Below are 25,174 nucleotides of genomic sequence, written 5' to 3'. Positions count from 1 at the left end.
TGGACACTTTCAAAACCCGCACCGTCGATCAGCTCCACGACATCGGCGACCAGCGCATCGATGGAAATCGGTGCCTTGTCGCTGCGGCCGCAGCCGCGGACGTCCGGAACCACAACCCGGAAGCTGGGCGAGAGTGCCGCAACCTGGGCTCCGAAAACGTTACCCGTGCCGCCGAGTCCGTGCACGAGCACGACCGGCGTACCTGCTCCTACGTCATCGTATTTGAGTTTCATATGTCATTCCTGAATAGGTTTTGTGAATCGAAGGTGATCGGTGCGTCAGGGCGCCGCTTTTTATGAAGTGTGACTTCGCTGTTCCGGCGAAGTCGCAATGACCTGTCTTTGCAACAGCGTCGAAAACGTAGTGACGGGCACGTCACCCGACATCGCCTGTCGGTCTCTCGGGCAGGTGCAGCCTGTCGCGACGGTCGTCGAACGGCCGTGCTCGCTCATATCCTGACTGACGATCGACATTGCGTTGGGCTCTCGTGTGCGATGAGCATGACACCGTCTCCTGGTTTTATCTTTTCGAGGAGGGAACTGTCCCAAGGTGCCCGAACCGTCGTTAAACATCCAGGCACCGTGAATCCCGTGAACAAATTCTAGGAGGGTGTCCAATCGGACGCTTATCGGATTGTCCAGTCGCGTATCCGGCAATCTAGCTCAGTGTCTGAATTTCTGCGGGAGTCCCTAACATTTCAGATGCCCGATGACCCGTCGGCGCTCCGTTATCAGAAAGTCCATTTTTCAGCGCCCATGCATGCAATCCAGATGCCCGACCAATCCCACGCCCCTATTGCGCGTGCTAGGCTCTACCAACACGAGTGAACCTTTCCGCAAACCGGTTGAAAAATTGGTTTACGACGGGCTAAGTGCCTTATAATCGAACAAAACGCGAGAGGAATGACAACTATGGTGAAGGTCTGATATGGAAGACTTTGAAGCTGTCGCGGCTGCATTGTCGCAGCGCATTGCGGACGGTGCCTTTCTTCCGGAGGGGCGCTTGCCTACAGAGCGAGAACTCGCTGTCGAGTACAGAATCCCTCGAAGCGGCGTTCGAAAGGCGCTTGCCAACATTGAGCGCGAAGGGATGATCGTCCGCAGTGTGGGACGGGGAACCTTTGTTGCCGGCAGTTTGCCACCCAGCTTCGAGCAAGAGGATCTTGCCGACATCAGTCCGGCCGACCTGAACCTGGCTCGCCTTCTACTTGAACCTGGTGTAGCAGAGCATGCGGCGCTTCACGCAACAGCGGCCGATCTCGCATCGATCGAGAAATGCATGCTTGAGTGCGAGAACGCTAAAGATGTCAAATCGGTCGACTTTTGGGATGCGAACCTGCACATGGCGATCGCGAAGGCAACTCACAACAGCTTCATTGCTTTCACGTTCAAGGCTTTGCATCAGGTCAGGCAGTCACCGTCCTGGAGCCAGGTCAAGTACTTCGCAGTTACGCCCGAACGATTTGAGGTCACAGTTGCTGCGCATCGCGCAATCGTGAGCAGTATTCTTCGACGAGATGCTGCAGCAGCTCGTCGTGCAATGGAAACCCATATCGAGCAGATTGGCAAATACATTGCCAATCGCGACTAGACTCGCGTAGCAAATCCACGCAATCAGGTCGGGGCCTGTGCACCCGACCATTTTCTTTGATACCCGCGGCAGCGTCCGTATTTCCAGATGCGGGACTACATAAGACGTTTCTCATTCGCTCCGGCATGATTGCTTCGTGCGGTGTCGGCACTGTACCGCTCCGGAGGCGGTCGGAAGGTGCATCTGATGCCCGCGGCGGACACTGGCCTCTGCCTCGCGGAAATGGGGCTGCCTTGTAACCGGTCATTGCTAATCGAAAGACGTGTCGTTCCAACTTTCGGGGTCGAATGATGGGGTATGCGAATCCATCCAATCATAACGACTACTGTCCGCAAGCCATGCCCAATTTTGCGTCGACCTGGGTGACTGAGCTGCAGCTTCACTACTCGCACCTTCCAGTGTTTCTGGATCCGCATTTGGATCTCGCCGGTCGGCACCGAGGTTTTCAACCTTCGACCCAGCTTTGTTGTTGAGTTTCATTGCTTTCTACTCCTATCAATGCTTCCGATATGCACGGCCAATCGCTCGCTCCCGATAAGCAAAGCCGCTGCTTGCCTGACGAACCCGACAAAAAATCAATCTACAGAGTCATCTGTCGGATCTTCACATGCAGCGGCTCATGGTCGACGGACGACGCCAAGACCAACTGCACCGATTAACTAGACCGCACCTTCCGATCGTTGCTGCGTTTAATCTGCAATCCGATCAATTTCCGACATCGCTTCTCTCAACGCCGTCCGGCAACGACCGTCCGAAAATCCTGTGCATTGATTCTAGGTGAATGTATGGCTCCGGGCTTATCGGAGCGTCCCGTCGCATATCTGGAAATCCAACTCCGTATTCTTGCTGCTCTTAAGGTCGCGGCGCTTCGCCCCTCGGGTTGTCTCACTAGCAATTATCTTTTGCGAAATACAGCTCCCGTAGATCAAGCTATGACTGCGGACGTATTAAAAACACTCACATTTCCTTCGGTTTGCTAACCATTTAAAAAAATCACATCCGAATCCAGCGCGATGGCGACTACGACAAATATCAACGACCTTGCGGGACAGATAGAACGACGCGAGCCGGAATTTTCTCGGACAGGAAACCAAAACCCTTTGCCGCCGGATGAGACGATACAGAAAATCGACGTTGGTGAAAAATCTGGGACCGGCTGATAACATGATCCACCGGCAAGGACCTATCCGTTCGCGATCGCCATGCAGGGCTGTCATTTTAGGTATGCCATCGAGGTAGTTCTAATCCGGAAAATGACTGCCCATGATGAAATACGTGTTAAATTTTTCCGGCACCTCCAGTACGATTCGCGGAGCACGTGTTGCCTAGCTCATCTATTGGAGAGTCGTTACATGGAAATCGCAATTTAGGTATCTTGCGCAGGTCCACTACTTGATCCGGAGTTCTCTCAGGCACGCGTGTATCACGAATATTTCATTTAAATCTTTTCGAAGAACTTCCGACCAACCCACACCCCTCCGCTTCGGACAACTACCATGTCACTTCGCCCATCCCCAGGATTCGACGCGATCAGTATCGTGGACCTTATCGATCGGGGTCAGTTGTCTGCCGTGTTCCAACCCATCATGAATTTCGACGACGGGGCGATTCTCGGTTACGAGGGGCTGATTCGGGGGCCAGCGGGTTCCCCGCTCGAGAGCCCGTACGACCTTTTCGCACAGGCTAGCACCGAAGGTTGCGTGATTGAACTCGAGCAGGCTGCCGCACGTACCTGCATTGAGACCTTCGCTAAGCTCGCGTGTGCGGGCAAGCTCTTCCTCAACTTCAGCGCGGATACGATACGTCGATTCGCTGAGGCCAGTGACGACGTGCTCACATTGCTGCGCGAGTCAGGCATCAGCCCTGAGCGAATCGTGATCGAGTTGACCGAACAAAGCACGATTCGTGACATCGACAGCTTGTTGCAGGTGCTTACGACTTTGCGTACCGCTGGTGCGCAATTCGCACTTGATGACTATGGTACCGCCAACGCCAGCATGAATCTGTGGGTGCAATTGCAACCGGACATTGTGAAAATCGACCGGTTCTTCATCCATAACATCGCGAGCAATCTTCTTAAGCTCGAAGCTGTTCGTGCCATACAGCACTTCGCACACGCGAGCGGCGCCAAATTGGTTGCAGAGGGAATCGAAAACGAAGCGGACCTGATCGTCGTGCGCGACTTGGGGATTGCTTGCGGCCAAGGCTATTTCTTCGGTCGACCCACCGCGCAACCGGCTCGCATGGTGGCGGACGAGGTCCGCCTGGCGATTCGCGCGGGCCACATCGCGGTTTCTTGTGATAGATCACGCTCATGTCGAATCCCGTGGTGAGCCGCACAATCTCAGGCCCTACGCAACAGACGGTTTGTCAAGCCGATCCAATCCAGCAAAATCTTTCGGCAAAGCCGGTTCATGCCATTTTGGCATTACTGACATGATGCTATGTCGCTCGCAATTAGCGAGAGAATAAACAAAACGATGTCGCTCCGGTCTCCGATATGACGAGCTGGATGACAGCCGTTTCGTGTTCGCGTCTCTTGCCTGAGCCATTTCTGGGCTGAACGTGGCACCGTCTAACTCTGGTCGATATAGGAAACACCATGGTCAAAGCAGTTCGTTTCGATAAGACAGGCGGCCCCGAGGTGATGAAGTGGGTCGATGTCGAGGTAGGCGAGCCGGGTAACTGCGAGATCCGCATCAAGCAGCATGCGGTCGGTCTCAATTACATCGACGTGTACGTCCGCACCGGTTCGTACCCGTTGCCGCTGCCGGGCGGCCTCGGCATGGAAGCGGCGGGTGAGATCACGGCGGTGGGCGCCGGCGTGACAGGTCTGAAGATTGGCGACCGGGTTGCGTATGTGGCGCGCCCTCCAGGCGCTTATGCTCAAGAACGGGTGCTGCCGGCCGTTCAGGTCGTCAAGCTGCCGGATGCACTGAGCTATGAGCAGGCCGCTTCAGTGATGCTGCAAGGGCTCACCGCGCAATACCTGTTGCGACGCACTTACCCTGTCAAGGCGGGTGACACGATCCTGATCCAGGCAGCTGCAGGCGGCGTTGGCCTGTTGGTGTCTCAATGGGCCAAGGCACTGGGCGCGACGGTGATCGGCACAGTTGGCTCGGACGAAAAGGCGGAAATCGCCAGGGCACATGGTTGCGATCACGCCATCGTCTACACGCGCGAGAACTTCACCAAGCGCGTGCGCGAGATTACAAACGGCGCAGGCGTGCCCGTCGTCTATGATTCGATAGGCAAGGACACGTTTGCGGGTTCGCTCGACTGCCTCGCGCCGCTTGGCCTGTTCGTGAGCTTCGGCAATGCATCCGGTCCGCTGCCACCGATCGACTCCTCCGAATTCGTCGGACGCGGCTCGCTCTTCTTTACCCGGCCGACCTTGTTTACACACATCGCCAAGCGCAGTGACTACGAGGCGATGTCGACCGAGTTGTTTGAAGTTTTGGTGTCGGGCAAGGTCAAGACCAGCATCAACCAGCGCTACTTGCTGTCCGAAGTTGCGAAGGCACACATCGAACTTGAAAGCCGCCGCACCACCGGTTCGACCGTTCTCTTGCCGTAAGCGCGCCAAGAGGGACACCAAGGTGGAATCATCGGACCGTTCCGTCCAGCACTGAACGGTCTCTTTCAATCAAACATTTTTATGTTCCCTCGAGCACCCTCGAGCGAACGCGCCATGCCGATCGGTATAACGTTCTATTGGTCGTACATACCCTCGCCAAGGCTACACAACACGCCCTAGTTCACCTCTGACACAACCTTGGCCGCGCGCCTGCCACGCATAGCGCGCATCTAGCATCCCTTGTCGAGCCAGGGACAGGGGCATCTTTTGATTAGTGAGAAAAAAACGGGCGGTCAATTGACACCGCCCGTGGGAAGACCCGTTAAAAAAACAACATCGGGTCGCGTGGATCGGTCGACGCGCCCACCACGCCGACCGATCCACGCAGTCTATAGCGCCTGTCAACAATCTCGATATCAACGCGTGTCGAAATTTATTTTTCTTTCATCGAGCACAATGTCAGGGAGAGACGCCTGACTTGCCGCTCGACCACTCGTTCTCACCGCACGACCATGCATCCCAGCCGGATGAATCACCTCTGTCCCCGGGTAATACCTAATAACAGAACTGGATTCCTCGATAAACGACGAGACGATCTGGTAACCCTAAAATCAAGTCTACGCCTAGAGTTGAATCTCAGGATTCGCCAAGTCATCTTAACAACGATCAGACATTTGGCGACGAAATTTATATATTCTCACTCGAACGCGCTTAAGTTCGTAGCAATTTAACCTGATTTGCAACGAGCCTCTACAACTCTGACAAGATAACCGCGCTCCTTATGACAAACAATTCGCAATCCTTAACTTTTAATGGGATTATCGCGTTTACGCGATGCGAACTTGAAGGAGAAAGCAATGAGTACGATGGACCGTTCTTTGCGTTCCCTGGTCGCTAGATGGCTTGGAGCGAATCCCGCAACACTGACTCGGGTAGTCCGGTTCGGTCACATACGTCCAAATCGGCGCCGATATGTGTGCGTTGAGACATTACGGCCGACAGGCGCGTTGACAATTTATTTCTTCCTTCACGATGACGGCATGTGGAGCGTTTATCCACAGGAGATCGAGCGTCCGAGCATGAGTTTTTCATAACGTCGATACCGGCGGCGATCGATACAGGTACGCCAAACTGCGCGCTCTCACAGTTCGCCAGCCCGCAACCAAGAACACTTTCGAAACTAAAAACGAGCAACTGGATTATCAGCCCACGCAGCTAATTTTCAGCACTTCAACGGAAATTCGGACCCAGGCGCGCCACAACGCGCCTAACCGATCTGCAGCAGCGATGCCTGGCTCTCCAGCACAGTCTGCAGTTCGTTGCAGTCCGGCCGTGTCCCCCAGTTTCGGGAGCCGACCACTGATGCGATGGCAATCCACGAATTGGGCGGAAGCCACTTCCGAACTACAGTCTCTCCCTGAAGAATCCGCAGACGCCCGGTCTGCTCGCAATAATCGGCACGCAGTTCTGTGCCGTCCAGTTGGACAGTCATGAGAGGGTGACGCGTTCGCTTCATTGATGTCTCCTTTCAAGAAAAAATCTGATGCGTGCACGGATATCCCAACAGGACCTTTCCTTCCGCACCGCCATGCCCTACGCTTCCCTTCACAGAAACCGGTCTCGAACTTCAATGTCCCCATCTCGCAGTTACCCACCTTCACACCAATCCGCTCAACGTTTTCTCATGGTGGAAACATTCGTTAAACGAAATATAAATTGTTCGGTGCAGTCGGTTTAGTAAGCTCGCACCAGCCGATCCTGTAAATCAATCGTAGATGCACGTTGGTCCTATTTCTTATCGGAACGTCCCGTCGTATATCCATGAATCCAGCTTCGTAGTCAGGATTTTCCCGAAGTCCTCTGCGTTTCGCGTGGTGCCAGTCGAAGGCTGAATGGAGGCCATAGTTGCGGGCCGATCCTGACGAGCAGGCACAATGCTTTGACCCAGGCTGTCCCGCACCCTTTGCGGAAGCCCTCAGGAACGCATACGCCAGCGCTCATCCAGGGAATCGCGCGCGTTGATGCTCCAACTAGACACTATCCGCATCTGCCGCCCCTCCCTCTATAACCTGGTATTGGTGCATGCCACGCCACCAGATCTCTCGACGAGGAAGTGCGTAATTACAAGCGTCGTCGGACGATTGCAACACATGGAACTCCGGGAAATACCTCATGACGGAACTGGACGATCCGATACGTCACAAGACGATCCGATAAGTCTGAAATCGAACACATCCTTACACTTGCTTCACATGAGCAGTTGCCGGAAGCGCAGGAGCAGTCGGCAAGCGTTGTCCGAATGATCTAGAACACGAGAGGTCTGTTCCTTCCTCCAATAGATGAAACCAGGAGACGACGTCATGCTCACCCCACAAGAGAACGCAATACAACTCGAAACCATCAGACCGGGATGCGTGAACGCAACCAGCCGATTTTCGCTTTTCGCTGGGTTTGCTTAAGGTTGAGAGGACGCTGACAGCATGGAGATCCAAGCCACGCTACGACCGCCGGACACCAGATTCTCCCGATGTCCACGTACGCACTCGTAATGCGAAGTGCTGATGTATGGAGTCCATCTTGATGCGTGACGAGCATCCCGCAACGCTGCTATAGCTGACGATTAAATTTCAAACAAGGAGACAAGATCGTGATTTCTCTCAAAACACCTCTTATTTCATTAGTTATACTAATTTCGACGGCAACGGCTGCACAGCCATCGTCCGCGCAGGTCGGCGATCTCAAGGATCCACAATACAAGCCGACCTCCGCACAACTGACCAAGGCTGGCGCATTCAAGAAAAGCCCTCCCTACAACGTCGTTTTGGCTATGCCTGGTCTTTTTACGACATGGTTAATCCAGGAAACCGAGGAGGTGCGCCACGAGGCAACGTTGCATCCCGAAATCGGGAAACTCACGGTGATATCGAGTGATTCGAATGCCGCCAGACAGGCTGCAGACCTCGAAGATCAGATAACGAAGGGCGTCGACGCCATCGTAGTATCGCCGGTTTCCTCGACCGCCATTAATGCGCAGATCGCCAAAGCGGCCGCGAAAGGGATTCCAGTTGTTACCTTCACGGCCACCGCCAGTTCAGACCAGGTCGCGGTCGCCGTGTTATCCGGCGGGGCTCCTGAAGGAAAGATCATGGCCGACTGGCTTGCAAAGCAACTGGGTGGCAAAGGTAGCATTTGGGCGTTTCGTGGCATCGCCGGAAACACAGAAGACACTGACCGCTACGCGGGACTCGCTCAGTCCTTGAAAGTAACCAGGTTGCCGGTCTCTGCCGAAGTCTATGCCGACTGGAACTATGCCAAGGGCAAACAGGCATGTGAAAGCCTGCTCCTTTCAGGAAAGCCGGTCGACGGCATCTGGGCCTCCGGAGGTGAGATGTCGCGAGGATGCCTGGAGGTTTTCCAGGAAGTCGGAAAAGCTCCAGTTCCTGTGACGGGTGAGGGCAACAATGGCTTTCTCAGAGCCGCCCAGAAGTCGGGGGGACCGTTTGTAGCATATATCTACCCTCCGTCCCTGGGACCGGTCGCACTTCGAGCGGCATTGTTGCTCCTTGAAGGTGACCAGATGTATCGAAGCTACTGGAGCGACGGGGGAGAAGTCATCACACGCGAGAACCTGACCAAGTATTACCGTCCCGACCTGAACGACTCCTACTGGGTGGGTTCGTTGCTTCCGGATGCAACGCTTAAGCACCTCTATCAAAACAAATAGTCTCCAACCCGGCAGGCGTCCCTCCCATGTGCATTCTGTCCCTGACACACGGAGTCAAACATGCTGTATCAAGCTGAAAAAGCCCCGCATCGGAAGGCGTGGCCACCGCTTATCGAAGGCATCGACATTTCCATGAATTTTGGAAATACGCGCGCGGTTTCTCGTGTTTCAATAGCCGGCCACGCTGGCTCCGTTCATGCCGTGACTGGCGAAAATGGTGCTGGCAAGTCGACCTTCATGAAGATTCTCGCTGGTGTGTATCGGCCGAGCGCCGGCGAATTGCGCATGCATGGCAAAACCATAACGCTGCGCAATCCACGCAGTGCCCGAGAGCATGGCATTTCCACGATATTCCAGGAATTCACTCTGCTGCCCAATCTGACTATCGCCGAAAACATTTTCATCGGACGCGAGTCTGGCAGGCGCGGATGGATCAACAGGAAGCAAATGCATGAACGTGCGAGTCGTACATTGAACTCCCTCGGCGTAGACATCGATCCTGGGACGCTCGCAGGCAGCCTTTCCGTGAGCGAACAGCAACTCGTGGAGATCGCCAAGGGCATCACGACAGATGCGTCGGTATTCATTTTTGATGAACCTACGGCAGCACTAAATGGTCCCGAGGTGAAAAAGCTTGAGACACTCATCAAGGACCTGCAGGCAAGAGGCAAATCCATCTTCTATATTAGCCACCGACTCGATGAAATCTTTCGATTGTGCGACACCGTCACCGTGCTGAAGGATGGGCAGCATGTTCTTACGACTCCTTGCAGCGAACTGGATGAACACACACTCGTCACGCTGATGGTCGGTCGCCCTATCGAGGACCTCTTCCCGCACAGGTCGTCTGGCCAGCTATCCAGTGCGTTGCGATGTGAACGCCTGAATTCCGGTCCTGGACGCAGCGCCGTGAATTTGAATCTGAACCGACGAGAGATTGTCGGACTCGTTGGACTGGAGGGACAAGGGCAGCGGGAAATCATCCGGGCCGCAGCAGGTCTCATGCAAACACCGCATGCGACGATTGAAAAATTCAATAGCGTCGGCAAAGCCCATCCAGTCGACCCGAGTGCCGGCGTGGCGCGGCGCCTCGCCCACGGGATAGCCTTCGTACCCGGCGACCGCAAAGCGGAAGGCCTGTACCTGGATCTCTCGGTTGCGGAAAACGTCGTTATAGGCACCTATCGGGATAGTGCGCTATACGGCCACGCTTCAGCCCAATCTTCGCTTGTAGAAGACGTCATTGCGCGGATCGGTCTCAAGGTAAAGCATCCAAAGCAGTCTGTCACAACCCTTTCTGGCGGGAATCAGCAAAAGGTTCTACTGGCACGAGCGCTAATCGCTGACATCGACATCCTGCTCATCGAGGAGCCAACCCGCGGCGTAGACGTAGGCGCCAAGGCAGATATCTATCGGCTACTACGCGGATTTGCCGACGAGGGTGGAGCGGTACTCGTCGGCTCCAGCGAACTGACAGAACTCATCGGGCTGTGTGACCGTATTCTTGTCGTGCGGGCAGGCACTATTGTCGCTGAAATTGATGGCACTCAAGCATCAGAAGAAACTGTCATGTCGCACGCGCTCGGCGTCTCACAGCGACAATCAACGGAGAAGACGCAATGAACCCATTCGGTCCCAACTCCCGCTCCGGCCTTAAACCCTACGTCGTGTCGATGCCGATCGCGCTTATCGTTGGGCTTTCCTTTGCCGCCACCGATTTCCTGAATCGCGGCAATCTTTCTAATCTCTCGGCCCAGATCGCACCGCTTGCAATTGCTACATTGGGCCAGTTGCTGGTCGCCCTGGTGGGCGGAATCGACCTGTCCGTTGGTTCAGTAATCAGTCTGACTACCTGCGTCGCCTCCGCTTCTGTCGGGTCAACCGCGGGTATCGCACTCGCTCTTTTATTGGGTTGTGTCATCGGTATCGCCAACGGTCTCGCGGTGTCCGTGGCCCGTATGCATCCGATTATCGCCACGCTCAGCTCCATGACGTTCGTCCAGGGACTGGCGTTGTACTGGCTCCCAACGGCCGGAGGGCTTGCTCCTCCGTTCTTACCGGCCTTCATCAACTCGACTATCGCCGGCCTGCCGGTCAGCATATTGCTGCTACTAGGCTGCGTGATAGTCGTAGGGTGGCTTCTCGCCCGTACGCGTTTTGGTCTACGCCTTTATGCGGTCGGCGCACACCCGCGCAACGCATCGCTTAACGGCGTAACGGACCGTCAGATCATCGTTGCAGCGTACGCTGCCGGAGGTCTGTTTGCCGCTTGTGCTGGTGTTGTACTTACAGGTCGAATCGGCGCTGGCGACCCCGTCATAGGAGCGCAGTTCGCACTCGCAACGATTACAGCCGTCGCGCTTGGCGGAGTCCAATTCTCCGGCGGAATCGGCAGTGCCGTGGGAGCATTTTGCGGCGTTCTCACCTTGGGCCTGATGCGCAATGGAATGAACCTTGTTGGTATCGACGCGTTCCTGCAATCTGCCGCTACTGGGGTGCTATTGCTCATTGCTATCAGCTTTCAGCGTCGAACGATCATAGGGTTTTAATACCATGCCAGCAATCACAGTCCAACAAACTCCCGATAGCCAACGCGCCGCTCGCAGACTCTATGGCTTTCTCTCTAATCAACCGCCATCCTGGTATGGCCTCGGAATTCTGCTGCTAGTGGCCTGGGCAACGCGCCCGGCCCTGCTCTCCCCGTTGCTGCTTCTTGCAATCCTGAAGCAGGGTGCGATCCTGGGTGTAGTCACCATAGGACAGTCTCTGGTGGTCCGGAGTCGTTCCATCGACCTTTCAATCAGTGGGGTCGTCGTAGTCGTCATCTGGATAGTCACCAGCGGGGCAATCCCGCTGCCGGTTCCCGCTCTGGTCTTCCTGGCACTGCTTGCGGGGGCACTCATCGGAACCATCAACGGCCTGATCATCACTCGCCTCCGGGCGTCGGCGGTAGTCGTCACGCTCGCGATGGCCATCGTCCTAACAGGCTCCGTCGTTGCAGCGAGCCAATACCATCAACCCGGCGAAACACCCGACCTTCTGCGGATCGTGGGTTCGGGTCGCATCGGGTCGCTTCCGATCGCGGCGATTGTGTGGGTCGCAGTGCTCATCCCATTCGCCCTTAGCTTGCGCACGTGCGTGTTCGGTCGCTATCTAGACGCGGTTGGATCCAACCCGACCGCCGCAACCGTGTCCGGCATACCAAGCCTTCGCGTCATGTCGATTACCCATATCTTCTCTGGACTGACAACCGCATTGGCCGCTCTTTTGCTCGTTGGCTCAGTCTCGGTGGGCAACACGAACATCGGTCAGGACCTGGTACTTAACTCGCTGGCGGCAGTCATTCTCGGTGGCGTGAGTTTCGGCAGCGGTAAGGGACGCATGCTGGGGCCGGCTGTCGGCGCATTCATGCTTACCTACCTTTTTAGCCTGTTAATCGGTTTTGGACTCGGCGCCGCCGGTCAAGCCATGGTCCAAGGAGCAATTATTGCGCTAGCCGCACTTGTCTTCACATTTCGAAGCCGGTGATACGTCGCCTTGCGCAAAGCGACATAGCGCATGAAGTTCGACACGAAGAAGACCTGGCCGCCGCTCGCGGCCTCATTACAAGGAGACAGTAGTGAAAAGAAACACTCTTGCGGCACTGCCGCTGGCGCTCGCAATGGCAGGCGCTCATGCCCAAAGCACCGTCACGCTCTACGGCGTAATCGACGTCGGCATCGATTACGCGAACAACGTTGTCAGCGGCTCAAACGGGAACGTTGTGCCCGGCAGCGGTGGCAAGCTCACGCAGATGCAAAGCGGCGTTCCACTCGGTAGCCGGTGGGGCCTTCTCGGCACGGAAGACCTTGGTGGTGGCAATCAGGCGATCTTTCGGCTCGAAAGCGGCTTTGACGCGGCGACGGGAGGTTTGGGCGGTGGTCTGGCGTTTTCCCGTAATGCTTATGTCGGCATCAAGTCCAATCAATACGGTCAGCTAACGTTTGGCAAGCAATGGGATGCATCCGTCGACATCGTCGAGCCGTTCACGCTGAACGGCCAGTATGGCGGCTGGTACTTCGCACACCCGAACGATATGGATAATCTGGACAACGGATTCCCAATCAACAACGCGGTCAAGTATGTGAGCCCCAATCTCGTGGGTTTTACGTTCGAGGGTCACTACTCGTTCGGGGGTGTTGCCGGCCAGTTCTCCAACAACTCTTCGTACAGTGCGGCCGCGGGTTACTCGCATGGCACGTTCAGTGCGGGCGTCAGCTACCTTCGCATCAACGATCCGATCACGGCGGTCGCCGGCTATGGCAGCAGCGGCGGCTACGTCAACACGATCTACGGCGACGCACTCGCGAACGCGCGTTATCAGGGTGCTCTGTCGGCCGGCGCCGCCTACGTGCTTGGTTCGCTCAAGGTCGGGGCCGACTATTCGAACGTCGATTTTGCCGCGGGCCCTGGAGGACATGACCTGCACTTCCAAAACTATGAGGTATCGGGTATCTACTCGGTCAACTCCGCGTTGATCATCGGAGCTGGATATACATTCACGACCGGCTTCGAGCATGCAACCGACACGTCGCCGAAGTACCACCAGGTTAACCTGATTGCGCAATACAGTCTCTCGAAGCGCACGTCCGTCTACGTAATGGGAATCTACCAACACGCCGCTGGGGCCGCCCAATACGCGCAGATAACCTCCTTCAACCCATCCAGCACGCAAAACCAGGTTGTCACTCGCGTCGGCATCACACACTCATTTTGAAGGTGGCGCCGCGGCAACGTGGTCCGTTTCGTGCCCGCAGTTGTCGCCGCGTCACCCTCAACTTGCCACCAACGCGACAACACTACTATGAATGGGAACGGTCGGAGTGTGCCTTTTCCGGTTGCCGGCGGTTCGCCCCGCGCTTTGCAGAACAACCGCCGTCTCCGACCGGTTTCGAACGCTTTCAGTACGCCGGAATCCGCCGTTACAGCACCAGCCAGCCTCCACTAATTTGCAGCGAAATTGAACTGACATACCGGCTCTCGTCTGAGGCCAGGTAGACCGCCCCCATCGCAACGTCGTGTGGCGTCCCAAGCGCACCGAGCGGAATGAGCGCCGTGAACGTGGCTCGTGCTGCTTCCGGGTCCGAAAACTCGCCACGACGCGCAGCACCCTTTAAAATCGAATCCATCATGCCGCCGTCACCCGTCTCAATCTGGCCCGGCAAGATGCTGTTGCAGCGAATGCCGAACGGAGCGCCGTGCGCCGCTACAGACCAACTAAGGTGGCGAACCGCTGCTTTGCTCACACCATATGCGACCTCAAACGGCGTTGCGAGTACTGCGGCAATCGAGGAGATGTTGACGATGGACCCTCCGCCCGCACGCTTCATTGCAGGAATTGCGCTACGGCACCCAAGCATCACCGACTCGACGTTGACCAGTTGGATGCGACGGAATTCGTCGACCTGCGTGGTCTCCGGGTTTACGTTCTCCGTGGACCCCAGAATGCCTGCATTGTTCACAAGAACATCGATGCGACCATGCTTCTTTTCGATTTCATCGATGACCTGCGTCCATTGCTCCTCGCTCGTGACATCCTGAACCACCGACGAACACCCGATTTCTTCAGCGGATTCATCCAACAGACGCTCGCTGATATCCGAAATGATGACCGTTGCGCCCTCGTCCTTGAAGGCCTTGGCTGTCGCATGTCCAATCGCTCCTCCCCCGCCGGTAACCAGACACACCTTGTTCGAAAGCCTGTTCATAACATATCTCCATTTAAGTATCATTAGCGTCCAGAGCCGTAAGCGGCACCAAGACGCGAAGGTGACTACGTAATTCCTTCTCAAGACCCACGTGTTTGCTGGCCAGCTCGCCGGTAATGGCGAGCGGACCTAACCCAAAAACAAGACAAAGTCCAATGGACCAGTTAGCGACGATGTAAGCGAAGCTCAGCCCTCATTCATGCTCGAGAAAGCTCACATCTTGCGTGTTGACTTCACTCAGGGATGTCTCTTTCGTTCGAATGTCCGTTACCTGAGATTCGGATTGAGGCGTCCCGCGTTTTCTCATCGCAGCGCGGAAAACGTAGTGGGCGTCAATGTTTTCGCCGAGAACGATTCGACGATCGGGCCGTCACGCTCGGAACTCAGCTTCGCTTCCAGCCAGCGTGGGTCTTTCAGAAACGCCCCCATCTTTTCGGCGCGTTCGGCCTCGCTGTTCCACTTCAGCAGATAAATCAGTTCGGACTTACTGTCTGCTTCGGTGGTCCAGAATCCGATTGTCTGGATGCCCAGTTCATGAAAGATACCCAGTACCGGATGTTCGAATCGTTCCGCGACAGCGTGGAGCCGACCGGGCGTACAGATATAGGTGCGCAGTTCGTAGAACATCTCAATCAACCTCCCTTCTTCATGTGGAAAACACATTTGGATAACTAATTTTATTACGACTGTCAGTGCAGGGATTTTCGCCTTCCTGACTCCACTCTAACGCGGCGTCTACGATCGACGTCCGCCATTGCGAATCAATTACAGATGGGCTGCCACCACTTCGTCCGCTTCAAACGGATGGGCTACACAGAATCTTTCGCAATAGTCATTTCCTAAATAGTCCTATGTAAGTTGTGGTGATTGATGCATCAAACATCCATCGTCGTTAGCTACTTTTCCGTGGATGCCCCCTGTTTCGACTGAGCCGAGCGGCAAGTCACCGCAAAGCCACTCGGTACATTTACATGGCGACAATGCCTCAGCCTACTGCTAACCCTCCATCGGCTACCACTACCTGACCGGTCGTGAAGCCGCCTCGCATCAGATAGAGGTAAGCTTCGGCGACTTCATGAGGTTCACCGGCATGCTTAACGAGCAGACTCTGTTCCGCACTTTGGAATATCGCTTCACGGGCGGCCTCGGGAAAGGTATTCCAAAGTTCAGTCTTGACCGTTCCTGGGCAAACTACATTGACCCGCAGCGGCGCCAGTTCTACTGAAAGGGCACGCGCGAGCGCTTCAACCGCCCCACAGACGCTCGAAACCACCGACATGCTCTTAAGAGGGCGTTGCGATGTCATCCCCGAAGTAAGGACGATCGAGCCACCCTCGCGAATTTTTCCTGCACCGTATTTTGTGGCCAGAAAGGCGCCCCAGTAGCGAACTCCAAAAAACCTTTGCGCTTCCTCAAAGCTCATGTCTTTCTGATTGACCGCTCGCAAAGGATCGCCGGCGGTATACACGAGGTGATCATATGCTCCGATCTTTTCAAAGTATGACTTGATGCTGTCCTCATCCAGCAGGTTGATCACGTGCCCTTCAGCACTCGAGGGGAGTTTGTCCTTCGCCTGCTCTATCTGCGCCTGACTATTAGATGCAATGACCACGAGTGCACCTTCATCTGCCGCTGCTTTCGCCGTCGCGAAACCGAGTCCCGACGATCCACCGAGAATCACAATCCGTTTATCTTTAAGCGACACCGTTTCCTCCGATACGTTAGAAAAACTCCAGTCTGACTTTTTGAATCATTGCCATCACAATAGATTTGTCCATTCCACATTGCTCCGCACTGTGACGTCAGGCTCCATTACTCTTCGCTTGAGGCTGGCAACAACCGATGGGTTATCGTCTGGTCCCGACTGGAACCGGAGCCGCGCTCGTTCATATCTGCCCCAAAGGTCCCGAGTTGTACCAGCCGCCGGTATGCGGCCAACCTGACACCACCTCCCAGTTTCATCTAGTAGAAGAAGTCACTTCCCTCGGTCTTCGTACTTCGCTTAGATCACATCCGCCCGTGAGCCCTGCGAAGCAACTTTAGGTGTGTAATTGACTACTGGCTTATCGTATCGTCTCACGGCGTATCGAAGAATCCAGTTGCGTGATCAGGTCTTTCCCGAGGTCCTTTGCAATTCGAACGCTCCGTGGTGCTGCCAGCGATCTTTCAGAGGTATTGGCAGATTGAGGGCGATGCGACGACAATCGCGGGGAAGCAACAACCCACGTTGTCACGGCGCACGCCGGATATCGGGTATCGGAAGGCGCATGATGCTAAGGCGGTGCGCTGGCCTGTCACGAGGAGATCAGGTAGGCGCCGAACGATCTATGGATGGCGCGCAGAGCTTTGCGCAAAAACCTGAAAATGCAAAAAAAATCGAGGCCGCCAGTCTCAACCAGCGACCTCCGGCACAGAAAACGAGGCGATCAATGTACGGAATGCTCTCAACGTTGATACCGCCGCTGAGGTTAAGGCGGCCAGATCAGCGCGCCGTAGAGGGTTGTGTTGAGGTCTGGGTCAGCGCAAGTGCATCGCAACGATCACCCCCACAGGCTTCCCACCCTCCGCCGAGTGACTTGTACAGTGCCACAGCGCGTACGTTAATATCCGACTCGGCCTGCGCCAGATCATCCCCCGCAGCGAGCTCTACCCGCTCGGCATCGAGCAGTTCCAGAAAACCTGTCGATCCCTCCCGGTAGCGGACGCGCGCGAGATCAGCTGCGCGGTGACTCTGCGAAAACTGATCGATCAGTTTGCCGACCCGAGCATGAGTTTCGTTGTAAGACGTGAGCGCGCTGTCAACGTCCTCGATAGCGAGAAGAATGCTTTGCTCGTAAGCGGCTTGCGCAGCGTCCGAGCGGGCTTGCGCCGCATGAAGGTTTGCACGCACGCGCTGTACATTCAAACCATCCCAGGTAATACCCGGCATGATCGACCATGCCTGCGAACCCGCCGTCAAGAAATCCGTGCCCTGGCTCGAGAGAAAGCCGAGAAATCCGACCAGTGAAACATGCGGATAGAAGTCGGCCTCCGCAACGCCGATACGCGCGGTCGATGCCGCCAGTCGACGCTCCGCTTCCTGCACGTCAGGTCGACGCGCAAGCACATCGCCTATTGACCCCATGGGTAGGCTCACGGCGATTGGCTCGGAAGTGCGCGGCGACAAATCGACGTCAAGTTCGCCGGGGCGCTTGCCAAGCAGCACCGCAAGCCGGAACTGTGCGGTCTGCTCGTCTATCCTGAGATTGGGCAACTGCGCCTCCACTGCACTCAACCGAGCGCCCGCGCTTGCGACATCCTGCTCCGAGCCCGTGCCAACATTCGCCTGCGCCTGCACGAGACGCAGCGTCTCCTGGAGCGTCTTGATGTCGTTCTGGACAATGGCGATTCGTGCCTGTGAACCGCGCATCATGAAGTAATTACGGGCCACTTCGCCAATGACGGAAACCTGGGCGCCGCGCAATGCCGCCTGCCGTGCATCGCGTTCATCCTTCGACGATTCCACTTCGCGTCGGATGCCACCGAACAGATCAAGTTCCCAACTGGCATCGAACCCAGCGCGATACTCGTCGTAGCTAACCTGGTCCGTGGTTATTCCCGGATACTGACCATAGGTGCGCGCAAAACTGGTCCCAGCCGAAACGGTTGGAATCTCCGCCGACTCCGCGCCGCTTACGAAGGCCCGCGACTCACGGAGGCGTGCCTGTGCAACGCGTAGATCGAGGTTATCGAGCGCCGCCATCTGTATAAGGGCATCAAGCGTCGGATCTCCAAACTGCTTCCACCATTGTGCCTGGAAGCTCCCGTTGTTCTCACGCATCGGATCGACGTTGAGCAGCTTCGGTACCGCTGGGGCGGCGGCGTGGTAATCGGGCCCGACGGACACGCACCCAGCGAGCGCCAGCGCAGACAGGATTGCTGCAACCGCCGAGAAAGGATTCAGCCTATTCATTTCAGTGCTCCCCGAGAACCGGCGCGCTTTGGATAGCCTTACTGCGGCGCGCCTCACGCCGTTCCACGAACCCGCGTACCAACACATAGAAAAGAGGCGTGTACACCAATCCGAACGCCGTCACGCCTAACATCCCAGCGAACACCGCCACACCGATCGCGTGTCGCATCTCCGCCCCCGCGCCGTGAGCCAACACCAGTGGAACAACACCCATGATGAATGCCACCGATGTCATCAGGATCGGCCTCAGACGCAGGTGCGCTGCCTGAAGGACTGCCTGCTTGCGATCCATACCGCGTCCTTGTGCGTCGCGTGCAAATTCCACGATAAGAATTGCGTTCTTGCACGCGAGGCCTACCAGCACGATCAAACCGATCTGCGTGAATATATTGTTGTCGCCATGTGTGAGCCACACGCCACCAATAGCTGACAAAAGTACCATCGGTACAATCAGGATGACCGCCAGCGGGAGCGAAACACTCTCATACAGGGAGGCGAGCACGAGGAACACCAGCAGCACGGACAAAGGAAATACGAGTACAGCCGTATTACCCGCAAGGATCTGCTGGTACGTCAGATCGGTCCATTCGAACGTCATCCCTCTCGGCAGATTCTCACGCGCAATGCGCTCCATCGCTTCCTGTGCCTGTCCGGTGCTGTAACCCGGCGCGGCGCCGCCGTTGATTTCCGCCGTGGGATAACCGTTGTAGTGCATCGAACGCTCCGTCCCGACGGTGCGCTGCACTGACACGAACGAGCCTAGTGGCACCATGACCCCCGAAGAGTTACGGACCTTCAGTTGCCCGATGTTGTCAAGCGTGCGCCTGAAGTCCGGTTCAGCGGAGAGATTCACCTGGTACGTGCGACCGAAGCGGTTAAAGTCATTCACGTAGAAGGTGCCCGTGAACGCCTGAAGCGTGTCGGCGACGTCGGTCATGTCGAGACCCTCAAGCTTCGCCTTCTCGCGGTCTATGTCCACGCGGACTTGCGGTACGCGTGCGTCGAAGCTCGAATAGAGCGGGCTCAATGCGGGCTCTTTCGCGCCTAGCGCAATGAGTTTATCAATCTGGCGTTGCATTTCCATCGAACCATAGCCAGCACGGTCTTCAATCTGCATCCGGAACCCGCCCGTCTCGCCCATGCCGTCCACCGGCGGCGCGGGCACGACGCCAATGCTGGCGCCAGAGATAGCCGCATACTTCTTGTTCAACGCAGCAATGATCGCGTCGGCCGACAGCGACGGATCCCTCCGTTCCTCAAACGGCTTGAGAAGAAGGAAGATCACACCCGAATCGCTGCTATTCGTGAGGCCATTGATCGACAGACCCGGAAATGACGCGGAGCGCCAGACGCCAGGCTGATGAGCTGCGATGTCAGTCATCTCGCGCACGACGCCTTCCGTGCGGTCGAGTGACGCGCCGCTCGGTAACTGGACAAATGCGAGAATGAGTTGCTTGTCGAGCGTCGGCACGAAACCAGTCGGTACTCGCATAAAGCCGACCGCCGCGAGCACAATCAGACCGCCATACACCACAAGCGCAACCGACGAACGGCCCAACACCCGACTCACACCGCCGACGTAACGACCCGCGCCAGTCACGAACAGCCGGTTGAAGGGTCTGAATAACCAGCCGAACAGGCGGTCGATCCATACTGTCAGCGCATCTTTAGGCGCGTCGTGAGACTTGAGCAGTATTGCGGCAAGCGCCGGGCTCAGCGTCAGGGAGTTGAACGCGGAGATCACCGTCGAGATTGCGATCGTTAGCGCGAACTGGCGATAGAACGCGCCGGTGAGCCCACTGATAAAAGCAGCCGGTATGAACACTGCACACAGTACCAGTGCCGTGGCAACGATTGGGCTAGTGACTTCCCGCATCGCACGTCGGCTCGCCTCCTTCGGACTCTGTCCCAGCTCGATATGCCGCTCAACGTTTTCAACCACGACGATTGCGTCGTCGACAACAATTCCGATCGCCAGCACGAGCCCGAACAACGACAGCGTATTGAGCGAGAAGCCGACTGCATCCATAACAGCGAACGTGCCGATCAGCGACACGGGCACCGCAATAAGTGGAATGATCGATGCACGCCACGTCTGCAGGAAAAGAATAACGACCAGCACCACAAGCGCAATTGCATCGAAAAGCGTATGAACGACCGCTTCGATGGACGCCCGCTCGAACTGCGTATCGTCGCGGATGATTCGAAAGTCCAGACCCTCCGGAAAATTCGCCTTCAGGCGTTTCATTGTCGTCATGACCTCGTTCGACGTCTGGATCGCGTTGCTGCCTGGGCGCTGGAACAACACAATACCAACAGCCGGATCGTTGTTCAGCAGGCTACGCTGCGCGTACAGGTCCGCGCCGAGTTCGACGCGCGCGACATCGCCAAGATGCACGACACCCGTGTCGCCACTGCTGCGCAAAATAATTCGGCGGAACTGGTCTTCGGAAACGAGACGCCCCTGAGTATTCACATTCAATTGAAATGCGTCGTCCGTATGCATCGGGGGAGCGCCAAGCGTGCCTGCTGCCACCTCAACGTTCTGTTCCCGAATCGCCTTTATAACGTCAGGTGCCGTCAGTCCGCGTTGTGCCATACGTTGCGGATCCAGCCACACGCGCATGCTGTATTCACCCGCACCGAAGATCTGCACGTCACCGACGCCATCGAGACGAGACAATTCATCGCGAATGTGTGTGCGGGCGTAGTTCGAGAGATAGAGACCATCATAGCGATGGTTCGTCGACACCAGATGCACTACCAGTGTGACCTCCGGCGAACTCTTCTGGGTCGTCACGCCGAGGCGCTGAACCTCATCGGGCAGGCGCGATAACACCTGCGCCACCCGGTTCTGCACTTGAACCTGCGCCGTATCGAGGTTGGTGCCGAGTGCGAAGGTAACTGTCAGCGCAAGCCGTCCGTCACTCGTCGCCTGCGACGATGTGTACAGCATGTGTTCGACGCCGTTGATCTGCTCCTCAAGAGGTGTGGCCACGGTCTGCACAATCGTCTCGGGACTTGCCCCCGGGTAGTTCGCCTGCACGACAACAGTCGGCGGTACGATGTCCGGATATTGACTGACTGGCATCATCACTAGCGCAATGGCACCAGCGATCACGAACAGAACCGACAAAACACCAGCGAAGATCGGTCGGTCGATAAAATAATTAGCTATACCTTTCATGACTTGAGTCTCGATGAAGCGGCTATCGTGCAGCCAGTGCGGTTGTGCCAGATCCGGCAACCGGTCTGGTTACACTTGCGAGCTCAGCCTTTTGGCGGTCGTTGAGCTGCGCATCCATTGAGACGGTGATCGGCAGTACCACCATGCCCGGTTGAACATGTTGCAGGCCATCAACGACCACCCGCTCGCCTGGCTGAATACCGCTTTCGACGACGCGCAAGCCGGCAAAGACTGGACCTGTCGACACCTTGCGGTAGATGATCTTGCTATCTGGCCCGACCACGTAAACAAACTGATCCCCCAGATCAGTTCCCACTGCCGTGTCCCTCAGGAGGATGCGCGGCACCGGATGGCTCTCCTGAAGGCGGATCTGTGCATAGAGTCCTGGCGTGTACGCACCTTGCGCGTTGGGAAATACAGCTCGAAGGCGAATGGTTCCCGAACCAGAGTCGAGTTGATTGTCAACGAAATCCAGATGACCGACGTGCGTGAAGTCGTGCTCGTCCGCGAGGGCCATTGCAACTTCGGGCACGCTATGACCGTCATCGCGAAAATGCTGGAGCGTAAGGTAGCTCTGTTCGTCGACGTCGAAATATCCGTAGATGGGGTCGACGCTGACGACGCGGGTCAGGACCGCATCTGGCGTGACCAGGTTGCCGGCAGTGATCATCGCATAGCTGACCTTCCCGTCGATCGGCGCACGCACGTCTGTGAAGCTGAGATTCAGTTGCGCCGCGTCGAGCTGGGCGCCGGTCGCAAGCGCCTTCGAATGCGATGTGCTTGCCGCGGTGTCAAGTTGCTCCGACGCTTCGCGCGAAATGGCACTCTGCATCAGCAATCGCTTACCTCGATCCGAATCGGACCGGGCTTGCACCGCCTCCGCCTGAGCTTGCGCGAGTTCCGCTGTCAGACGGTCTACCTCGGCGCGATAAGGACGCGGATCGATCCGGAACAGTACGTCGCCCTTGTGTACCCGGGTGCCCTCCTTGAACAGCACCTCATCCACGTATCCGCTCACTCGTGGTCGTACGTCAATCGTGTCGACGGCCTGTAATCTGCCGGTGAATACCTGACGGTCATCCACCTGAAACGTACGGGCCTGCGCTACTGTCACCTGAGGTGCTGGCGCGGCGTTCACCGAATCGGCCGAAGCGGATGCATGCGTTTTAAGCAGCAGACTACTGCCCACGACGACCGCCAGCGTCATTATCTGGAGTACGATTCGCTTTCGTTTAAAGAAATGTGTCGTTGGTTGAGACATTACTTGACCCTCGTCGATTTGAAAGTATCGCTACTTCGTTTGCCTGATCCTCGGTTCCTGAGACACTGCCCCGCTGCGCCCCGGTCACCCCGTCTTGTACCTGATGCGTGTAAAGTTTTTCGCTCACATCGAAGTAAAAAAAGCGATTGAATGCCATCACGACATCACACGCATTCTGGCCCAGCAAGTCCGCTTTTCCGACAGCAAAGATGGCATCTTTCAGATGCAGTTTCGTCATGGCAGCGCCGATGCGCGTCACAAGCCCATGTGCATCTCGTGCGAAATCAAAATAAAGACGGACGACCGACACGAAAGCTACGCTCGCCTGTCGTCTGGCGAACCGCTCAATGTTTCTGTACAGTCTCTGGCTGAAGAGTCACTTCCGATACGCCACGACGTTTATCATTGCGATCTTCAACATCGATACGGTATTCGCTGCGAATGGTATTCGCGTCATCACACCTGGCACCAACGAAGACACCTTCTCGGGATTTAGAATAACAGCGCGAACGTCACATCCGTTCACTAGAGTCGACCGGGCGCCACCGCCTCTTACCTAGTTGACGACTCCAACAACCGAGAACATAAAGGATCCTATATTGCTAGAGCCGAATCAAATACGGTGTCTAATCATTCTCGTTCTTCTTGCATCAAATTAGGACCCCCGTTTCGTCATGTCTTTAATAACGGTATGGCATAGCTAACCTCGAACGTGACTTTTTCGAGGTTCAATTTCGACATTTCGCGCAGGCGAGCAAAGAAACGTCTCACGTCAATTTTGGGTCTGTCACGATCGTTGCCCTTTCCGAAATTCCGTCACTACGCTAGTTGCCACAGTCGCTCCCGCAGTTCTATCCGAAGAGCATCTGGTATTCCCATGCCTTCCTCTGAATGGAAACGGAACGGCACACCCTCCAAAGACGCGCCGTCGGTCAACCCCTGGCATTGTCACGTTATCGAACGGCACGCTCTCGAACACACTGTGTATAAAGACGCCGACTCTAATCAGAGTATCGCTACAGCACCGGAGCGCGCGTCACGCTTTCCCACGCCTGGAATGCCTCGGCGCGAAGAGGCCGCTTCTTTTTGCGTCGGTGTGGTAACGGCAATGCAGGAAGGGATTGGTGAACTGACCGCGTACCGAAGTTAGTGTCCGGTCCTTCATACGACGAACAAGTGGAGATAATACGTCTGCCAATCTCAAGGCGAACGCAAGCACGGTCACACAAAGGAATGACCACGTAGGCTGCCTCTCTCGCGCTGACGCGCTACTACAGATGGAGAGCGTCAAGCCGCGCTTGCGCGATCTCGTCTGGGTATTGGCGCTGGTACGCGTCGAACAACTGTAAACACAGCTGGGCGAGTAAAGCAAGTCCCAAGGCCTGCTCCGCGTACTCAACCTCGCCCGCGCTTAATACGTCATCGAGAACGGGAGCGAGACGGCGCAGTTGCAAAAACTTGGCGGACTCTAGCTTCATGCTAAACCTCGTGCGGCCTGATATTGGAGTACACGACTGCAGTGGCAACACCCTGGCAATGCTTCACCAGTAAGCGCGAATCGCCCCTCCCCACAGCGTCTCAAGCGATTGCGCGGTGCGTGGCCAGCTCGCTGGCCAGAATCATGGCGTCGCCGTTGAGTGGCCTCGATGGTCCGCGGCCTCGGGGTCGATAGACGCAATCGCCGCGGCCAATACGTTTGCCAGACAAGGCACAACGCCCGGACGAGCGAGCGCGGCACGGCACCCAGACCTGCTCCTCGTAGTTGCAAAGCGTCGGATCGTGCCAGCACAGGGAGAAGCGCGAATTGGACAATGCCTCCACAACCCTTACCGTATAAGGCCGCACTTCCCCGCGGTCGCTCTTGCGTGGAAGGCGCTGGCCGCCATCGGACCAGGAACGCCTAGACAAATGCGGAGGCTGTCGCTTCGGATCTGGCGGTGAAGAAAACTCACGGATGGTTGCGAGCATCGAAGTCCAAGGGTCCGCTGAAGTATGACCGGCTGGCCGATGCGATGATAGGAGGTCGGCCGTTAGCAGCATGGGGCCAATAGACGCATGGTAAGAATCATTGTTTAAGAATGTCTCAAGGGGCGAATCGCACTCAGCGTTCAACATCGCGTTCCTCTCTTTAGCGAC

General features: G+C 56.3%; 19 protein-coding genes and 1 pseudogene. 8 read left to right on the top strand and 12 right to left on the bottom strand.

The genetic code is table 11. From position 1 onward, the window contains the following. Positions 1–233: alpha/beta fold hydrolase (locus P3T20_RS36705; protein WP_429289447.1), on the bottom strand; the 233-nt coding region annotated here is incomplete at its 3' end. A 694-nt stretch (positions 234–927) separates the two neighbouring features. Here P3T20_RS36705 and P3T20_RS36700 point away from each other — a divergent pair. Then, positions 928–1,590 carry a FadR/GntR family transcriptional regulator gene (locus tag P3T20_RS36700; protein ID WP_074267555.1) on the top strand — a complete coding sequence of 221 codons (663 nt, stop codon included), beginning with the start codon at positions 928–930 and terminating at the stop codon, positions 1,588–1,590. A gap of 249 nt (positions 1,591–1,839) precedes the next feature. Here the strand turns inward: P3T20_RS36700 and P3T20_RS36695 are convergent, their stop codons facing one another. Beyond that, positions 1,840–2,070, bottom strand: coding sequence for a hypothetical protein (locus tag P3T20_RS36695; RefSeq protein ID WP_143787664.1), 231 nt, complete (start codon positions 2,068–2,070; stop codon positions 1,840–1,842). A 1,016-nt stretch (positions 2,071–3,086) separates the two neighbouring features. On the opposite strand from P3T20_RS36695, the pseudogene P3T20_RS36690 reads away from it, so the two are divergent. Beyond that, positions 3,087–3,905, top strand: a pseudogene (locus tag P3T20_RS36690) (EAL domain-containing protein); the annotation flags it as partial. Positions 3,906–4,192: 287 nt separating this feature from the next. Then, complete coding sequence (locus tag P3T20_RS36685; protein WP_074267554.1) at positions 4,193–5,167, top strand: quinone oxidoreductase family protein; 975 nt, start codon at positions 4,193–4,195, stop codon at positions 5,165–5,167. A gap of 1,267 nt (positions 5,168–6,434) precedes the next feature. Here P3T20_RS36685 and P3T20_RS36680 read toward each other — a convergent pair. Next, positions 6,435–6,683, bottom strand: coding sequence for a hypothetical protein (locus P3T20_RS36680; protein WP_074267552.1), 249 nt, complete (start codon positions 6,681–6,683; stop codon positions 6,435–6,437). 1,131 nt (positions 6,684–7,814) lie between these two features. Between P3T20_RS36680 and P3T20_RS36675 the strand changes: the two genes are divergently transcribed. The 5 genes from P3T20_RS36675 to P3T20_RS36655 all read left to right on the top strand — a co-directional run bounded on the left by P3T20_RS36675 (position 7,815) and on the right by P3T20_RS36655 (position 13,647). Beyond that, positions 7,815–8,891, top strand: a complete 1,077-nt coding sequence (locus tag P3T20_RS36675; RefSeq protein ID WP_083611630.1) for an ABC transporter substrate-binding protein — start codon at positions 7,815–7,817, stop codon at positions 8,889–8,891. 60 nt (positions 8,892–8,951) lie between these two features. Then, complete coding sequence (locus P3T20_RS36670) at positions 8,952–10,514, top strand: sugar ABC transporter ATP-binding protein (RefSeq protein WP_074267550.1); 1,563 nt, start codon at positions 8,952–8,954, stop codon at positions 10,512–10,514. Next, complete coding sequence (locus tag P3T20_RS36665) at positions 10,511–11,440, top strand: ABC transporter permease (protein WP_074267549.1); 930 nt, start codon at positions 10,511–10,513, stop codon at positions 11,438–11,440. Before P3T20_RS36670 ends, P3T20_RS36665 begins: the two co-directional genes overlap by 4 nt. A 4-nt stretch (positions 11,441–11,444) precedes the next feature. Continuing rightward, positions 11,445–12,419: an ABC transporter permease gene (locus P3T20_RS36660; RefSeq protein WP_074267548.1), complete on the top strand. Its 975-nt coding sequence runs from the start codon at positions 11,445–11,447 to the stop codon at positions 12,417–12,419. Between the two features lie 133 nt (positions 12,420–12,552). Then, a complete protein-coding gene (locus P3T20_RS36655; RefSeq protein ID WP_429289448.1) occupies positions 12,553–13,647 on the top strand; it encodes a porin in 1,095 nt (364 codons plus the stop codon). A gap of 205 nt (positions 13,648–13,852) precedes the next feature. Here P3T20_RS36655 and P3T20_RS36650 read toward each other — a convergent pair whose 3' ends face one another. The 9 genes from P3T20_RS36650 to P3T20_RS36610 all read right to left on the bottom strand — a co-directional run bounded on the left by P3T20_RS36650 (position 13,853) and on the right by P3T20_RS36610 (position 25,006). Beyond that, positions 13,853–14,638, bottom strand: coding sequence for an SDR family NAD(P)-dependent oxidoreductase (locus tag P3T20_RS36650; protein ID WP_429289446.1), 786 nt, complete (start codon positions 14,636–14,638; stop codon positions 13,853–13,855). A 303-nt stretch (positions 14,639–14,941) separates the two neighbouring features. After that, complete coding sequence (locus P3T20_RS36645) at positions 14,942–15,265, bottom strand: NIPSNAP family protein (protein WP_074267546.1); 324 nt, start codon at positions 15,263–15,265, stop codon at positions 14,942–14,944. Between the two features lie 358 nt (positions 15,266–15,623). After that, on the bottom strand, positions 15,624–16,343 hold the full coding sequence (locus P3T20_RS36640; protein ID WP_074267545.1) for an SDR family oxidoreductase: 720 nt from the start codon (positions 16,341–16,343) through the stop codon (positions 15,624–15,626). 777 nt (positions 16,344–17,120) lie between these two features. After that, a complete protein-coding gene (locus tag P3T20_RS36635; RefSeq protein ID WP_074267544.1) occupies positions 17,121–18,590 on the bottom strand; it encodes an efflux transporter outer membrane subunit in 1,470 nt (489 codons plus the stop codon). Position 18,591: 1 nt separating this feature from the next. Next, on the bottom strand, positions 18,592–21,777 hold the full coding sequence (locus P3T20_RS36630) for an efflux RND transporter permease subunit (protein WP_429289445.1): 3,186 nt from the start codon (positions 21,775–21,777) through the stop codon (positions 18,592–18,594). Between the two features lie 22 nt (positions 21,778–21,799). After that, positions 21,800–22,984, bottom strand: a complete 1,185-nt coding sequence (locus tag P3T20_RS36625) for an efflux RND transporter periplasmic adaptor subunit (protein WP_074267542.1) — start codon at positions 22,982–22,984, stop codon at positions 21,800–21,802. A 25-nt stretch (positions 22,985–23,009) separates the two neighbouring features. After that, on the bottom strand, positions 23,010–23,348 hold the full coding sequence (locus tag P3T20_RS36620; protein WP_074267541.1) for a hypothetical protein: 339 nt from the start codon (positions 23,346–23,348) through the stop codon (positions 23,010–23,012). Between the two features lie 961 nt (positions 23,349–24,309). Further along, positions 24,310–24,516: a hypothetical protein gene (locus tag P3T20_RS36615; RefSeq protein ID WP_074267540.1), complete on the bottom strand. Its 207-nt coding sequence runs from the start codon at positions 24,514–24,516 to the stop codon at positions 24,310–24,312. Between the two features lie 100 nt (positions 24,517–24,616). Then, positions 24,617–25,006 (bottom strand): DUF3331 domain-containing protein, encoded by a 390-nt coding sequence (locus P3T20_RS36610; RefSeq protein WP_083640394.1) that lies wholly within the window; start codon positions 25,004–25,006, stop codon positions 24,617–24,619. Between the last annotated feature and the right edge of the window lie 168 nt (positions 25,007–25,174).

The organism is Paraburkholderia sp. GAS206C (assembly GCF_050435645.1).
GTDB lineage: Bacteria > Pseudomonadota > Gammaproteobacteria > Burkholderiales > Burkholderiaceae > Paraburkholderia > Paraburkholderia phenazinium_B.
Note: the sequence above shows the minus strand (reverse complement) of the source record. Positions and strands in the feature narration are given on the sequence as shown.

What these genes read in the sequence shown, in the direction of transcription:
- P3T20_RS36700 (WP_074267555.1), top strand. Translation starts at nt 928, where the DNA reads ATGGAAGACTTTGAAGCTGTCGCGGCTGCATTGTCGCAGCGCATTGCG.
- P3T20_RS36695 (WP_143787664.1), bottom strand. Translation starts at nt 2,070, where the DNA reads ATGAAACTCAACAACAAAGCTGGGTCGAAGGTTGAAAACCTCGGTGCC.
- P3T20_RS36685 (WP_074267554.1), top strand. Translation starts at nt 4,193, where the DNA reads ATGGTCAAAGCAGTTCGTTTCGATAAGACAGGCGGCCCCGAGGTGATG.
- P3T20_RS36680 (WP_074267552.1), bottom strand. Translation starts at nt 6,683, where the DNA reads ATGAAGCGAACGCGTCACCCTCTCATGACTGTCCAACTGGACGGCACA.
- P3T20_RS36670 (WP_074267550.1), top strand. Translation starts at nt 8,952, where the DNA reads ATGCTGTATCAAGCTGAAAAAGCCCCGCATCGGAAGGCGTGGCCACCG.
- P3T20_RS36665 (WP_074267549.1), top strand. Translation starts at nt 10,511, where the DNA reads ATGAACCCATTCGGTCCCAACTCCCGCTCCGGCCTTAAACCCTACGTC.
- P3T20_RS36660 (WP_074267548.1), top strand. Translation starts at nt 11,445, where the DNA reads ATGCCAGCAATCACAGTCCAACAAACTCCCGATAGCCAACGCGCCGCT.
- P3T20_RS36655 (WP_429289448.1), top strand. Translation starts at nt 12,553, where the DNA reads ATGGCAGGCGCTCATGCCCAAAGCACCGTCACGCTCTACGGCGTAATC.
- P3T20_RS36650 (WP_429289446.1), bottom strand. Translation starts at nt 14,638, where the DNA reads ATGAACAGGCTTTCGAACAAGGTGTGTCTGGTTACCGGCGGGGGAGGA.
- P3T20_RS36645 (WP_074267546.1), bottom strand. Translation starts at nt 15,265, where the DNA reads ATGTTCTACGAACTGCGCACCTATATCTGTACGCCCGGTCGGCTCCAC.
- P3T20_RS36635 (WP_074267544.1), bottom strand. Translation starts at nt 18,590, where the DNA reads ATGAATAGGCTGAATCCTTTCTCGGCGGTTGCAGCAATCCTGTCTGCG.
- P3T20_RS36630 (WP_429289445.1), bottom strand. Translation starts at nt 21,777, where the DNA reads ATGAAAGGTATAGCTAATTATTTTATCGACCGACCGATCTTCGCTGGT.
- P3T20_RS36625 (WP_074267542.1), bottom strand. Translation starts at nt 22,984, where the DNA reads ATGACGCTGGCGGTCGTCGTGGGCAGTAGTCTGCTGCTTAAAACGCAT.
- P3T20_RS36615 (WP_074267540.1), bottom strand. Translation starts at nt 24,516, where the DNA reads ATGAAGCTAGAGTCCGCCAAGTTTTTGCAACTGCGCCGTCTCGCTCCC.
- P3T20_RS36610 (WP_083640394.1), bottom strand. Translation starts at nt 25,006, where the DNA reads ATGCTCGCAACCATCCGTGAGTTTTCTTCACCGCCAGATCCGAAGCGA.